This is a genomic window from Bacillus suaedaesalsae (genome assembly GCF_016890225.1).
In the GTDB taxonomy this organism is placed as follows: domain Bacteria; phylum Bacillota; class Bacilli; order Bacillales; family SA4; genus Bacillus_BS; species Bacillus_BS suaedaesalsae.
The window spans coordinates 108308-122289 of the sequence record NZ_JAFELM010000021.1; the positions used below are offsets into that span (position 1 = coordinate 108308).

The 13982-nt window shown below is 36.7% G+C and carries 15 protein-coding genes; 12 read left to right on the plus strand and 3 right to left on the minus strand.

Annotated elements, in window-relative coordinates; translation table 11 throughout:
• Positions 1-8: 8 nt before the first annotated feature.
• The 11 genes from JR050_RS06570 to spo0A all read left to right on the plus strand — a co-directional run bounded on the left by JR050_RS06570 (position 9) and on the right by spo0A (position 11389).
• On the plus strand, positions 9-416 hold the full coding sequence (locus JR050_RS06570; protein ID WP_204202714.1) for an Asp23/Gls24 family envelope stress response protein: 408 nt from the start codon (positions 9-11) through the stop codon (positions 414-416).
• Between the two features lie 257 nt (positions 417-673).
• Positions 674-1063, plus strand: coding sequence for a transcription antitermination factor NusB (gene nusB, locus JR050_RS06575; protein ID WP_204202715.1), 390 nt, complete (start codon positions 674-676; stop codon positions 1061-1063).
• Between the two features lie 30 nt (positions 1064-1093).
• Positions 1094-2443: an exodeoxyribonuclease VII large subunit gene (xseA, locus tag JR050_RS06580; RefSeq protein ID WP_204202716.1), complete on the plus strand. Its 1350-nt coding sequence runs from the start codon at positions 1094-1096 to the stop codon at positions 2441-2443.
• A 1-nt stretch (position 2444) separates the two neighbouring features.
• Entirely contained in the window at positions 2445-2678 is a 234-nt protein-coding gene (locus tag JR050_RS06585; RefSeq protein ID WP_346726715.1) for an exodeoxyribonuclease VII small subunit, read from the plus strand.
• 3 nt (positions 2679-2681) lie between these two features.
• On the plus strand, positions 2682-3575 hold the full coding sequence (locus tag JR050_RS06590; RefSeq protein ID WP_346726716.1) for a polyprenyl synthetase family protein: 894 nt from the start codon (positions 2682-2684) through the stop codon (positions 3573-3575).
• 95 nt (positions 3576-3670) lie between these two features.
• Entirely contained in the window at positions 3671-5563 is a 1893-nt protein-coding gene (gene dxs, locus JR050_RS06595; RefSeq protein ID WP_204202718.1) for a 1-deoxy-D-xylulose-5-phosphate synthase, read from the plus strand.
• Between the two features lie 6 nt (positions 5564-5569).
• A complete protein-coding gene (locus JR050_RS06600) occupies positions 5570-6409 on the plus strand; it encodes a TlyA family RNA methyltransferase (RefSeq protein ID WP_204202719.1) in 840 nt (279 codons plus the stop codon).
• A 177-nt stretch (positions 6410-6586) separates the two neighbouring features.
• Complete coding sequence (ahrC, locus tag JR050_RS06605; protein WP_204202720.1) at positions 6587-7036, plus strand: transcriptional regulator AhrC/ArgR; 450 nt, start codon at positions 6587-6589, stop codon at positions 7034-7036.
• 34 nt (positions 7037-7070) lie between these two features.
• Entirely contained in the window at positions 7071-8801 is a 1731-nt protein-coding gene (gene recN / locus JR050_RS06610) for a DNA repair protein RecN (RefSeq protein WP_204202721.1), read from the plus strand.
• A gap of 127 nt (positions 8802-8928) precedes the next feature.
• The gene (gene spoIVB / locus JR050_RS06615) at positions 8929-10227 is read left to right on the plus strand and encodes a SpoIVB peptidase (protein WP_204202722.1); all 1299 of its coding nucleotides are present in this window, start codon (positions 8929-8931) and stop codon (positions 10225-10227) included.
• Positions 10228-10603: 376 nt separating this feature from the next.
• Positions 10604-11389: a sporulation transcription factor Spo0A gene (gene spo0A / locus JR050_RS06620; protein WP_204202723.1), complete on the plus strand. Its 786-nt coding sequence runs from the start codon at positions 10604-10606 to the stop codon at positions 11387-11389.
• Positions 11390-11572: 183 nt separating this feature from the next.
• Here the strand turns inward: spo0A and JR050_RS06625 are convergent, their stop codons facing one another.
• Both JR050_RS06625 and JR050_RS06630 read right to left on the minus strand, forming a co-directional pair.
• Positions 11573-12589 carry a DUF3231 family protein gene (locus tag JR050_RS06625; protein ID WP_204202724.1) on the minus strand — a complete coding sequence of 339 codons (1017 nt, stop codon included), beginning with the start codon at positions 12587-12589 and terminating at the stop codon, positions 11573-11575.
• Between the two features lie 151 nt (positions 12590-12740).
• The gene (locus JR050_RS06630) at positions 12741-12893 is read right to left on the minus strand and encodes a YycC family protein (RefSeq protein WP_204202725.1); all 153 of its coding nucleotides are present in this window, start codon (positions 12891-12893) and stop codon (positions 12741-12743) included.
• A gap of 75 nt (positions 12894-12968) precedes the next feature.
• Between JR050_RS06630 and JR050_RS06635 the strand changes: the two genes are divergently transcribed.
• Positions 12969-13700, plus strand: coding sequence for a glycerophosphodiester phosphodiesterase (locus JR050_RS06635; RefSeq protein ID WP_204202726.1), 732 nt, complete (start codon positions 12969-12971; stop codon positions 13698-13700).
• A gap of 9 nt (positions 13701-13709) precedes the next feature.
• Here the strand turns inward: JR050_RS06635 and JR050_RS06640 are convergent, their stop codons facing one another.
• The gene (locus JR050_RS06640; protein WP_204202727.1) at positions 13710-13949 is read right to left on the minus strand and encodes a DUF2627 family protein; all 240 of its coding nucleotides are present in this window, start codon (positions 13947-13949) and stop codon (positions 13710-13712) included.
• Between the last annotated feature and the right edge of the window lie 33 nt (positions 13950-13982).

Genomic DNA, 13982 nt, shown 5'->3' on the forward strand with positions numbered 1-13982 from the left:
GTGTCAATATGACTGAGAACAGAACGTTAGAAATGGATCATGGACATACTAGTCTTGGCAAGGTGGAGATTGCTCCTGAAGTAATTGAAGTTATTGCAAGTATTGCGTCTAGCGAAGTAGAAGGTGTCGCTTCAATGCGAGGAAACTTTGCTTCTGGTGTTGTTGAAAGACTAGGGAAGAAGAACCATGGTAAAGGTGTAAAGGTTGAACTGAATGAAGAAGGCATTAGTGTTGATGTATATGTTGTCATGAACTTTGGAGTATCCATTCCAACAGTTGCAAAAAACATTCAAGATAACATTAGGCAAGCATTAATGACAATGACAGCCTTAGAAGTAGATGAAGTCAATATCCATGTTGTAGGGGTGCAATTTGAAACTCCGAAAGTGGAAGCTGAAATTGAGCAAGAATATTAATTCTAATAAATATTTGCTAAAACCAAAGGATTTCCTTTGGTTTTTTTATTTTCATTTAGGAATGATGTATAATCGAATCATAAAAATATCGTAGGTTTTGTACCAATTCACCAAATTTATGTTATGATTTCTTTTAGCGATTAAGGAAAGAATCATAATAAAGTAATTTTTATATGGAAGTATTGGTGGTAAACCTTAACTTACAGAATTTTGTCTTTTTTACATAACACCTTTACTGATTTAAGGAGTCGTAAATAATGAAACGTAGAACTGCTAGAGAAAAAGCGTTACAAGCTTTGTTTCAATTAGATTTAAATGAACAAGAGCCTACAGTTGCAATTGAACATGTATTAGAAGGAAAAGGATCAGATGAGTTTTTAGAAAAGCTTGTGTTAGGGGCAACAGAACACCAGCAGGAAATTGATGAATTGTTAAAAGGAAGCTTAGAAAATTGGTCATTAGATCGAATTGGCAATGTTGATAGGGCCATCCTTAGATTAGCTGTATATGAAATGAAATTTGAAGAATCGATACCAGAGAATGTAAGTATTAATGAAGCCATAGAGCTTGCGAAAATTTTTGGGGACGATGATTCAAGTAAGTTTATTAACAGTGTCTTATCCAAAGTAAAAGGACAATTAGCTTAAAGTTGTCTTACAAGGTTTGGGGAGAGGGAAATGTCAAAACCACGTTACTTAACAGTAACTGCATTAACTAAATATATAAAAAAGAAATTCGAGGTCGACCCACACATGCAGGATGTATTACTAAAAGGGGAACTCTCGAATTTTAAGCAGCATAGTCGTGGACATATGTATTTTACAATTAAAGATGAAAATGCACGTATTCAAGCAGTTATGTTTCAAATGAATAATCGTCATATAAAATTTCAACCAGAAAACGGAATGAAGGTGCTCATTCGAGGTGAAATTACCGTTTATGAGCCGAATGGTAACTATCAAATGTATGTGACCGAGATGGAGCCTGACGGAATTGGAAGTTTATTTTTAGCCTATGAAGAACTAAAGAAAAGATTAGAACAAGAAGGATTGTTTTTACCTAAATATAAAAAGACTATTCCAAAATTCCCTCGCAAAATCGGTGTAATCACTTCGCCAACTGGGGCGGCAGTTCGGGATGTCATCACAACCATTAAAAGAAGATTTCCAATCGGACAAGTCATCGTTATTCCAACCCTAGTTCAAGGTGAGTACGCAGCCCCGTCGATTGTGAAATCCATTGAAAGAGCGAATAGTATCGGGGATTTCGATGTTTTAATTGTTGGGCGTGGTGGAGGTTCAATCGAAGAGTTATGGGCGTTTAACGAAGAACCTGTAGCACGTGCGATTTTTAAGTCGAGTATTCCGATTATTTCAGCTGTTGGTCATGAAACAGATTTTACGATTGCAGATTTTGTAGCAGATTTACGTGCACCTACACCAACTGCAGCTGCTGAGCTTGCGGTGCCTCATATTGAAGAACTTTTAGAAAGAGTAACTCAAAGGAAAGCAAGGTTAATGAGGGCGATAAAGGAAAAGGTCGTATCTGAGAAAAACCGCCTTGGTCATTTACAACGATCGTATGCTTTCCGTTATCCGAAGCAATTGCACCAGCAAAAAGAGCAACAATTGGATCGGGCAGTAGACAGCCTTCAACGAGAAGCGAAGCGATTACTAGAACGTAAGCACCATCAACTTGTCACTCTGCATACAACGTTGAGTCATTTTCATCCAGCATCACAAATTAAGTTTCAAACTGAACGGTATGAACGAGCAACCAAACAAATGGCTAAAATAATGAAGGCGACACTAGAACGAAAAGAAACCCAATTTTCATCTGTCATTTCAAAACTAGAAGCGTTAAGTCCGTTGAAAATCATGGATCGCGGATATAGTCTAGTCTATCAAAAAGAACAGGAATCACTTGTAAAATCAATTGAACATGTAACAACAGGTGATGCCATTTCAGTTCAACTTCAAGATGGAATAATCGATTGTCATGTTGAAGGGGTTAGGAGGAAGGATTAAAGTGAGTAAAGAAAAGAAAATGTCCTTTGAAGAGGCAATGGATCAATTAGAACAAATTGTTGAAAAGCTTGAAGAAGGAGATGTTCCATTAGAAAAGGCGATTGCTTATTTTCAAGAGGGAATGTCGCTTTCTAAAATTTGTCATGACAAGTTAAAGACAATTGAAAAGCAAATGGATCAACTTTTGCTTGATAATGGGGAACTCCAGCCTTTTCAAATTCAGGAGGATGAATGATAGGTGAGTGGCATTAATTTTCAATCCTTTAGTCAATCGTATAAACAGAATATCGAGTCATCTTTAATAATGACGCTAAACACTCTATCTGCTCCTTCTAACTTGCTTGATGCGATGAACTATTCCCTGCAAGCTGGAGGGAAGCGTATAAGACCATTATTATTATTCGCAACCTTAAGTGCATTTAATAAAAATCCAAAGCTAGGCTTGCCTGTAGCTACTGCCATTGAAATGATTCATACCTATTCATTAATACATGATGACTTACCTAGTATGGATAACGATGATTTAAGGAGAGGTAAGCCGACAAATCATAAAGTTTACGGCGAAGCATTAGCCATTTTAGCAGGCGATGCTCTTCTGACCTATAGCTTTCAGTTATTAGCGGAGTTAAACGATTCAGCGATTACGGATATGATAAAACTTAAACTCATTCAACAATTAGCTATTGCAGCTGGACCTGAAGGAATGGTTGGTGGCCAGGTTGCAGATATGGAAGGGGAAAATAAATCTCTAACCATCCATGAATTAGAGTACATTCATGAGCGTAAAACGGGTAAATTGCTAGAGTATTCTATTATTGCCGGAGCCTTGCTCTCAGAGGCAACAGAAGAGCAATTGAAGATTCTTAGAGAGTTTTCCCGCCATTTAGGATTAGCATTCCAAATTCGTGACGATATTTTAGATATAGAAGGAACCGTTGAGGAAATTGGTAAACCTGTTGGTAGTGATATCACCAATCGGAAGAGTACGTATCCTTCAGTGCTAACACTAGATGGTGCAAAGGAAAAACTAAACTACCATATTACTCGGGGTAAAGAGCTTTTACATGAAGCAAATATTCAACATAATTACTTAGAACAAATTTGTGATCTTATTGCCCTTCGAAACAACTAAAGCTATGATAAAGGAAGGGTAGTACCATTTTGAGGGTGTGAAAAAAATTCAGGCATTCCTCAAAATCAATTTGACAGGAAAGTGAGTGATTTCGTTTGGATCTCACAACGATAAAGGACCCATCCTTCTTAGAGGATCTCACAATAGAAGAATTAGAAAATTTAAGTGAAGATATTAGAAATTTTCTTATAGATGTAACTTCAAAAACTGGTGGCCATATTGGGCCGAATCTTGGTGTAGTTGAATTAACGGTTGCCTTGCATAAGGTGTTTGATAGTCCAAAGGATAAATTTTTATGGGATGTTGGACATCAATCATACGTACATAAGATTCTAACTGGGCGTACCGGGCAGTTTGAAACGTTAAAAAAATATAAAGGTTTATCAGGTTTCCCGAAACGTAGTGAAAGTGAGCATGATGTTTGGGAGACAGGCCATAGCTCTACATCATTATCTGCAGCAATGGGAATGGTCATTGCAAGAGATATAAAAGGAACTGATGAGTACATTCTTCCAATTATCGGTGACGGTGCTCTTACTGGTGGAATGGCATTAGAAGCATTGAATCATATCGGACATGAAAAGAAAGATATGATCGTCATTTTAAATGATAATGAAATGTCGATTGCTCCTAATGTTGGAGCACTTCACAATATATTAGGACGTCTACGTACAGCAGGTAAGTATCACTGGGTGAAGGATGAGTTAGAATATATTCTTCGTAAAATCCCTGCAGTAGGCGGAAAGCTTGCAGATGCAGCAGAACGAATCAAAGATAGCATGAAATATTTACTCGTTTCAGGTGTGTTCTTTGAAGAGTTAGGCTACACCTACTTAGGTCCGGTTGACGGGCATAACTATGAGGCTTTATTAGAGAATTTACAATATGCAAAGAAAACAAAAGGTCCAGTGTTAGTCCACGTTATAACCAAAAAAGGAAAAGGCTATCACCCTGCAGAATCTGATAAGATCGGTACTTGGCATGGTCCTGGACCATATAAAATTGATTCTGGTGATTTTATTAAACCAGCGAGTAGCCCACCTGCTTGGAGTAAGGTTATTAGTGAAACAGTACGTAAAGTTGCAAGAAGTGATAAACGTGTCGTTGCCATTACCCCAGCGATGACTGTTGGGTCGAAGCTAGAAGGTTTCGGACAAGAATTCCCAGATCGACTATTTGATGTAGGAATTGCTGAACAACATGCTGTTACAATGGCAGCTGGTTTAGCGACACAAGGTATGAAGCCATACTTAGCAATCTACTCCACGTTCCTTCAACGAGGATATGATCAAGTAGTTCATGATGTTTGCAGACAAAATTTAAATGTATTCTTTGGAATTGACCGTTCAGGACTCGTTGGAGCAGATGGAGAAACGCATCAAGGTGTATTCGATATATCATTTTTAAGACATGTACCGAATCTTGTGTTAATGATGCCGAAGGATGAGAATGAAGGGCAGCATATGGTCAATACAGCTATACAATATGATGACGGACCAATTGCTTTAAGATATCCAAGAGGTAATGGCCTAGGCGTTGAAATGGAAGAAGAATTAAAAACAATTCCAATCGGCACATGGGAAGTACTACAGGATGGAACAGACTTTGCTATTTTGACGTTTGGTACAACAATTCCGATGGCTTTAGAGGCTGCTGAAAGACTTGCACAAGAAGGAATATCTGTAAAAGTTGTGAATGCAAGGTTTATTAAGCCTTTTGATGAGAAGATGTTAATGGATTTATTGGAAGAGGATATGCCGTTATTAACAATTGAAGAGTCAATGCTTCAAGGAGGTTTTGGTAGTGCGGTATTAGAATATGCACATGACCATGGCTTCCATCAAGCAAAAATTGATAGAATGGGCATCCCTGATGTTTTTGTGGAGCATGGAAGTGTAAATGAGTTGTTAGAAGAAATTGGCTTAACAGTGGAAGCGGCTGTAACAAAGATTCATGCAATTCATTCTAAACTTCAAAAAAGGGCTTAACGAGAAATGGCAAATAAGAAAGAACGCTTAGATGTATTATTAGTTGAACGAGGATTAATTGAAACGAGAGAAAAGGCTAAAAGATCCATAATGGCAGGATTAGTGTATTCCAATCAGCAAAGACTAGATAAGCCAGGTGAAAAAATTGATCGTGAACTGCCCTTAGAAGTTAAAGGAAAGCTCATGCCGTATGTAAGTAGAGGTGGTTTGAAGCTTGAAAAGGCTTTAAAAGATTTTGATTTATCAGTTTCTGATAAAATTATGATTGACATCGGTTCTTCTACTGGCGGATTTACCGACTGTGCACTTCAAAATGGTGCTGAACTATCGTATGCTGTTGACGTTGGGTATAACCAATTAGCCTGGAAACTTAGACAAGATGAACGTGTTGTTGTCATGGAACGAACGAACTTCCGATATGCGAAGCCTGTGGACTTTGTAAAAGGACTCCCTCACTTTGCTACAATCGATGTCTCGTTCATTTCTCTTCGCATTATCTTACCAGTCCTTAAGACAATACTAGTTCAAAATAGCGATATTATTGCATTAGTTAAGCCTCAATTTGAGGCTGGGAAAGAACAGGTTGGAAAAAAAGGGATAGTGCGTGATCCGAAAACACATATTGATGTACTAGACGATATGATTGAATTTGTTGTCCGTGAAGGCTACACAGTTAAAAATTTGACGTTCTCACCTATCACAGGTGGAGATGGGAATATTGAATTTTTAATGCATCTTCATTGGGCAGGAGAAGAGCAAGGAAGTAACCTTTTACAACAAACATCAGAACAGGTTGTAAAAGACGCTCATACTGAATTGAAGAAACAGAAATCTGAACAACAATAACGAAGAATAGCTCTATAATTGTAGGGGACACTCAAGATAAATATTGAGTGTCCCTTTTGCATTTTAAGAAATTTGTAGAATTTTGAAAGTGTTTTTCATATAAATACATGACAACTGCGCTTGCATCATTTAACATAAGGCTTAGAGAGAGTTCGTAGAAAAATTGAGGTGTTTTGGGTGAATAAAGGACAAAGGCATATAAAAATTAGAGAAATGATAACATCAAATGAAATTGAGACGCAGGACGAGCTTGTAGATTTACTAAGAGAAACTGGTTTTAATGTTACACAAGCAACGGTCTCTAGAGATATTAAGGAACTTCATCTCGTAAAAGTTCCTATGCTTGATGGTCGATATAAATACAGCCTGCCTGCAGACCAACGTTTCAATCCCCTACAAAAGCTAAAGCGGGCATTAATGGATGCTTTTGTAAAAATAGATTCTGCCGGACATATGCTCGTCATGAAAACATTACCGGGAAATGCAAATGCAATTGGAGCGCTAATAGACCATCTTGATTGGGGTGAGATATTAGGAACGATTTGTGGTGATGATACAATCTTAATCATTTGTAAAACACCAGAAGATACAGACGTAATAACCAATCGCTTCTTAGAAATGCTTTAATTACTTTATTTAAATAAATTGAGGTGGATTTATAATGCTCGCAGAGTTATCAATTCGCAACTTTGCCATTATCGAAGAGTTAACGATTTCCTTTAAAAAAGGACTAACTGTTTTAACAGGTGAAACAGGTGCAGGAAAATCAATCATTATTGATGCAATTGGATTACTTGTCGGTGGGCGTGGGTCAGTGGAATATGTTCGCCATGAGATGGAAAAAGCTGAAATTGAAGGGCTTTTCTTATTAGATAATCAAACACACCCTTGCTTTGAAAAGATGAATGAACTGGGTATAGAAGCTTCTGAAGGAATGATTGTATTACGTAGAGATATTTTAAAAAATGGGAAAAGTGTTTGTCGAGTGAACGGAAAGCTAGTGACATTAGGTATATTACGTGAAATAGGACAAACATTAATTGATATACATGGACAACATGAGCACCAAGAGCTGATGAATCAAGATGAACATATTTATCTGTTAGATCAATATGCATATGAAGCAATTTTTCCAGCATTAGAAGAATATCAACGATTATATAAAGATTATAATCAGTTAAATCACCAGTTGAAAAATTTAACCGAAAATGACCAACAGTTAGCTCATCGTTTAGATTTACTCCAATTTCAGCTTAATGAAATTACAAGTAGCCAACTTGAGCCTGGCGAAGATGAGCGACTAATGGAAGAAAAACATAAAATTTCGAATTTTGAGCGTATTTATCAGTCCGTCAATAGTGGTTATCACGCCTTGCACGGAGATCAAAAAGGGCTAGATTGGATTGCTATGGTAATGAATCAATTAGAGATGATCTCTGATTTAGACCCAAAATACAAGGAGTTATATGATTCAATCTCAACTAGTTTTTATCAACTTGAAGATGCATCTTACTCATTGAGAAATCAATTAGATAATCTTGAACACGATCCCAATCGATTAAATGTAATTGAAAGCAGATTAAGTGAGATTAATCAACTGCGTAGAAAATATGGGACAAAGGTTGATGAAATTCTTCAGTATGCTGCTAAAATCGAAGAGGAAATTGATGAAATAACGAACCGTGATTCTCATGTTCATAATGTACGTCAAAAGTTAGAATCAGTTCTTGAGGATTTGTTAGTAGAAGGACAAGTAATTTCTGAATTAAGAAAGAAATGGGCCTCGCTCTTAGAGGAAGCGATTTTAAGAGAATTGAAAGAGTTACACATGGAGAAATCTTCCTTCAAAATAATGGTGGAGCAAAAAGAGGGAAATGCGAATGATCCGATTGTAAATGGGAAAAATACGAAGCTACATAAAACTGGGTTTGATGAAGTGGAGTTTTACATTTCCCCAAACCCTGGAGAGCCTCTGAAACCATTAGCTAAAATTGCTTCAGGAGGAGAGCTTTCAAGAATTATGCTAGCGTTAAAGTCGATTTTCTCCAAACATCAAGGAGTAACTTCAATCATTTTTGATGAAGTGGATACTGGTGTAAGTGGAAGAGTAGCGCAGTCGATAGCAGAGAAAATCTATAAAGTATCTGTTGATTCACAAGTTCTTTGTATTTCTCACTTACCTCAAGTTGCTGCCATGGCCGATAGTCATTTATATATTCAAAAAGAAATGCACAATGAACGCACAAAGACGTCTGTTAAAGAATTAACGGATGAACAACAAATAAAAGAATTGGCCAGAATGATTTCGGGTGTAGAAATAACAGAACTTACTAAACAGCATTCTAAAGAGCTTTTAAGCCTTGCTACAAAGCTAAAACATCAAACAACTTGAAAAGCTATCCAAATTGGGTAGCTTTTTTTATAAAAGGAAAGTTATAAATGAAGTACGTAAAGGTAAAGTTATATATGTAGCCAAATATAAATGGTATGGTGTGGGTAGGAGCGAGGAGAGTGAAAATATGACAACAGAGATAATTAGAAAAATAATTGGCGCATTTCTCCTTGTTTCATTAGTTGCGATAGGATTTCTAAAACCGGTTCAAACGTATGTAGAAATACCGAAAGAGATTGTTTTGTTTGAGAATCAAAAGGAACAACTGTCCATTCCTGCCTCGGCAGCTGTAAAAGGGTTTCAGAACAATGAACAAATTGCCACAATTGCAGGAACAAATGAATCGCTTTCAATCGAAGGAACAGAAAGCGGGGATGGCGATATGATTGTTGAGATGGCTGGCTTTCCCATTAAAAAAGTTGATGTAAAGGTTTTAACTGATTTTAAAGTAATACCAGGTGGTCAATCGATTGGTGTTAAACTTAATTCTCAAGGAGTATTAGTAGTTGGGCACCATCAAATTGAAACAGAAAAAGGTAAGCAATCTCCAGGTGAAATAGCAGGTGTGCAGGTTGGAGATATAATTAAAAAAATAAATGGCGCACCAATTGAAAAAATGAGTGATGTTACACCTTTCGTACAGAGTGCCGGGAAAACTGGCGAGCCATTAGATTTAGTGGTTGTACGAGATGAAAAAGAAATCAAAACAAAGCTTGTGCCATTAAAGGATAAAAACGAGCATTCTTACCGAATTGGGCTTTATATTCGCGATTCTGCAGCTGGAATTGGGACAATGACCTTCTATCACCCTGAATCCAAGAAATATGGAGCACTCGGTCACGTTATCTCGGATATGGATACGAAAAAACCGATTGTAGTAGATGATGGTCAAATTATTCGATCGACCGTCACATCCATTCAAAAGGGTGCAAACGGAAGTCCTGGTGAGAAGCATGCACGATTCTCGTCAGAAAAAGAAGTGATCGGAAATATTACTCGAAATAGCCCGTTTGGAATTTTTGGTAAGCTTTCAAAGGATATGCAAAATGGCATTATGGATCAGCCATTACCAGTAGCTTTATCTCATCAAGTGAAGGAAGGACCTGCGCAAATATTAACAGTAGTTGATAACGATGAGGTACAATTATTTGATATTGAAATTGTAAGCACAGTTCCACAAAAATTTCCTGCTACAAAAGGGATGGTACTAAAAGTAACAGACCCCGAACTGCTTAAGAAAACAGGCGGTATCGTACAAGGGATGAGTGGAAGCCCGATTATCCAAGATGGAAAAGTTATTGGAGCTGTCACACATGTTTTTGTAAATGATCCTACTTCAGGATATGGTGTTCATATAGAGTGGATGCTTAATGAGGCAGGTTTAGATATATATGAAGAGTCATCAGAAGAGCGAAAGGCTAGTTAATAGCCATTTTCGCTCTTTTTTTCTTTTCTAAAATTATTTATACTGAAGGAGATAAAGATTATTCGACAAAATTGTGTTGTTATGACAAAAAAAGTCGAATAGACAAGTATAATGGAGAATAATAAATATTTCAACGTTTTTTTTATATTTTTTTTAAAAAATAGAGGAAATTTGGTTGCATTGTCGAAAACTTCATTTAGAATAGAAAATAGAAATCATAAATTATTCAAAATTTTAACCCTAATTATAAATCGGAAATAGGAGCGCTTTGATATAGAGTGAAACTGCAACGATTTAGGGAGTTGATGGTTTAAGTGCCATCCAATTGCTTATGTCTAACAAAATAATGTGAAAAGTTTCTTGAGGAGGAAGTATCGTGAAAAAGATTAAAGTTTGCTTAGTGGATGATAATAGAGAACTTATTGGACTTCTAGAAGATTATGTTTCAGCTCAAGATGATATGGAAGTGATTGGTGTTGCTTATAACGGTCAGGAATGCTTAAATTTACTCGAGGAACGTAATCCTGATGTATTAGTATTAGATATTATCATGCCTCATTTAGATGGTCTTGCTGTTCTGGAGAAGATGCGTGAAACAAGAACAGAAAAGATGCCTAATGTAATTATGTTAACTGCTTTTGGTCAGGAAGATGTAACGAAAAAGGCAGTTGATTTAGGTGCATCCTATTTTATTTTGAAACCGTTTGATATGGAACACCTTACAAACCAAATTCGTCAAGTTAGTGGTAATGGTGTATCTGCAATTAAGAGGCCTTTCTTCAGATCACATCAAGAACCATCAAAACCAAAGAATTTAGATGCGAGTATTACGAGCATTATCCATGAAATTGGTGTACCAGCTCATATCAAAGGATACCTATATTTACGTGAAGCAATCTCAATGGTTTACAATGACATTGAATTATTAGGATCAATTACAAAGGTCCTATATCCTGATATTGCCAAGAAATACAACACAACAGCAAGCCGTGTAGAGCGTGCAATTCGTCACGCGATCGAAGTAGCTTGGAGCCGTGGAAATATCGATTCGATTTCTTCTTTATTCGGATACACGGTAAGCATGTCTAAAGCAAAACCAACAAATTCAGAATTCATCGCAATGGTAGCGGATAAGCTTCGTTTGGAGCATAAGGCTTCTTGAGAGGGCGAGAAATAACACAAAACCACCGACTATTTGTTTAGTCGGTGGTTTTTATCTTTAGGCGCTTCCTAGAGCTATCAACTTGCTTAAAAACCCTCTTAAAATACATCCAATTATTTTGTATATACAAATAAATAAAATGACCTACTTTAGCGATAAATTATAGTGCGTGTTATTTACATTTTAATTGTTATGCGTATCGGCAAGTTTGTCTCGGTCACTAACAGACGGCGGTTCCTCGACCCAGCCTTTTTCGATGAGTAGATTCATACCGTCTTCTGCATAAAGTGCTATCTCGGTGATCATTCGTGCATATTGAGCAGCTAAATCACGTCGCTGCGCAACAGCAAAACCAGCACCGTAAAAACCAACTGCTGCAGATACTAGTGTCACAACATGATATAACATGAGTTTTTCAGAAAATGGCGCAATCGTTGAATTGGTTATTTCGCTATCTACTCTTCGAGGAGGCGGAAGGTTATCGTCGGTTAGCATTGTATTTAATATATCGAACTGTTTGTCGCAAACCTTATGTCCGCGTTGAAAATATGCGCGTACATCTTCCGTTTCAGTCACTTGACTAAATGCTAACTCTAAAACAATTTTGACGATATTTTTATACATATTATAGTAAATTCCGCTTATCTCAATAGCATTCAATGGTCTTCTTTGACCCAAAAATCCAGTTAAAAAACTTTGCTTTTCGATAAAATCAATACTTTCCTTTGGCGCAATATGGGGAGGACGACTAAAGATGCCCTTCGTTAGCAAGACGTCCATAATTCGATCGTAAAGCTCCATAGCCTCAGTGTTACACCCGATAAAGTATTTCCTCTGATCTGCACAAGTAGATGTTCCTACTGCACCCGCGTAGCCGGTCAATCCATGTAAGGTCATTACGTGGAAATATATGAGCATAAAAGTATCGGTAAAAAGTGGAGGAGCATCGTAGTTAACATCTAACTTAGTAAAACCTTTTGGTATAGGAAAGTTCTCTTTTCTTAAAAACTCTCTTATTTTAGATAGATGTTCTTTGGATAAAGATAAAGCGAATTCAAGAACCTCTTTTACATTAGGGTCTTTCACGGTCTTGATAAAGTAACTTGTTATCGCTGCCCCCATACTATCATTCATGTACTGTGTCCAAAGATTTGCAATTTCTGAAGATGATAACGGAACGGTGTGACTAATTTTTTTCATATTAACCTCTCTTATATACCGTTTTTCATCTGTTTAGTCTTTACCAGAATCAAGATAATTATATAAAAAAGTTGAATAGAAACGAATGACTCACAAAAATGACAAAAAGCTAGTACTTTATCTCGGAAAAGGTAAAGTACTAGCCAATTTTTTATGATTCTTCATTATTTGTTTCTTCTTTTGCAAGCTCCATCATTTTTTCTAATAAGATGTGTTGTGGCATATGCATGAGCTTTTCAATTGGTACACCAAGTTTTTCTGATAACCTGATTGCGGTTTCAGGTGAAATTTGTAATGGTCTCATTTTATTTCCTCCTTACTATAGTAGAATAAAGGAAGATATAAACATTCTCAAGCAATATAAAAGGGAGGGAATTAAATGACTAATATTTTCGGACATAGAGGTGCAGCGGGCACACACCCTGAGAATACAATGATTTCTTTTATGGAAGCAGAGAGAGTATTAGCTGATGGCATTGAGTTGGATGTTCAGTTAACGAGAGATGGAGAAATCGTTGTCATTCATGACGAAACCCTTGAGCGAACAACAACTGGAACTGGTTTTGTGAAAGATCATACTTTAAAGGAAATTCGGTCATTAGATGCAAGTTATAAGTTTCCTGATTACGGAGTATGTAAAGTACCTTCATTAGATGAAGTGTTTAACTGGGCACTTTCAAACTATCTTATCATCAATGTAGAGTTAAAGAATAGCGTTTTTCCTTATGATGGACTTGAAGAGAAGGTTATACAATTAGTGAGAACATATCATTATGAAAAACGAGTCATTATCTCCTCGTTTAATCATAAGAGCCTCGTAAAGTGCTTGAAGCTAGCTCCTGAAATAGAAGTAGGTGTACTTTTCCACGAAAAGAAGAAAAATCCTTGGGAATATGCGAGAAAATTAGGAGCAAACTCCATTCATCCAAATTATCGAGTAGTATCTAACTCTACAATTATAAAGTCACAAGAAAACGGTATTGCAGTCCGTCCATATACTGTTAATAAGTCGAAAGAAATGGAACGTCTTTTCTCCATTAACTGTGCTGCTATTATTACAGATTATCCTGAAAAGGCTGTTGCATTGAGAAATAAAAAAAGCTCTCGCTAAATTGAGAGCTTATTTACGTGGCATAAATTTCTTTTGAATTTTATTACGCTTGCGATCGCGATAAAATATAAAACTTCCGATTAAGTATAATCCACCACCAAGGCTTAGCACGCCAAGAAGTAATTGTAGGCCGAGAGAAGGAATAGGTGCTTGTAAGATCCCAAAAGACATATCTCTTATTAATTTTATTCCTAAGGCTGCTAGCCCTACTGGGATAAGTACTAGTATAAGTGCAATAAAACGTAACATAGCGTGTCCTTTCTAAACGGATATTGTTATTTC

Excerpts from the sequence above, each read along its gene's own strand:
- recN (WP_204202721.1), top strand. The coding sequence starts at position 7,071 with ATGCTCGCAGAGTTATCAATTCGCAACTTTGCCATTATCGAAGAGTTA.
- JR050_RS06625 (WP_204202724.1), bottom strand. The coding sequence starts at position 12,589 with ATGAAAAAAATTAGTCACACCGTTCCGTTATCATCTTCAGAAATTGCA.
- spoIVB (WP_204202722.1), top strand. The coding sequence starts at position 8,929 with ATGACAACAGAGATAATTAGAAAAATAATTGGCGCATTTCTCCTTGTT.
- JR050_RS06635 (WP_204202726.1), top strand. The coding sequence starts at position 12,969 with ATGACTAATATTTTCGGACATAGAGGTGCAGCGGGCACACACCCTGAG.
- JR050_RS06600 (WP_204202719.1), top strand. The coding sequence starts at position 5,570 with ATGGCAAATAAGAAAGAACGCTTAGATGTATTATTAGTTGAACGAGGA.
- nusB (WP_204202715.1), top strand. The coding sequence starts at position 674 with ATGAAACGTAGAACTGCTAGAGAAAAAGCGTTACAAGCTTTGTTTCAA.
- xseA (WP_204202716.1), top strand. The coding sequence starts at position 1,094 with ATGTCAAAACCACGTTACTTAACAGTAACTGCATTAACTAAATATATA.
- JR050_RS06570 (WP_204202714.1), top strand. The coding sequence starts at position 9 with ATGACTGAGAACAGAACGTTAGAAATGGATCATGGACATACTAGTCTT.
- JR050_RS06630 (WP_204202725.1), bottom strand. The coding sequence starts at position 12,893 with ATGAGACCATTACAAATTTCACCTGAAACCGCAATCAGGTTATCAGAA.
- JR050_RS06640 (WP_204202727.1), bottom strand. The coding sequence starts at position 13,949 with ATGTTACGTTTTATTGCACTTATACTAGTACTTATCCCAGTAGGGCTA.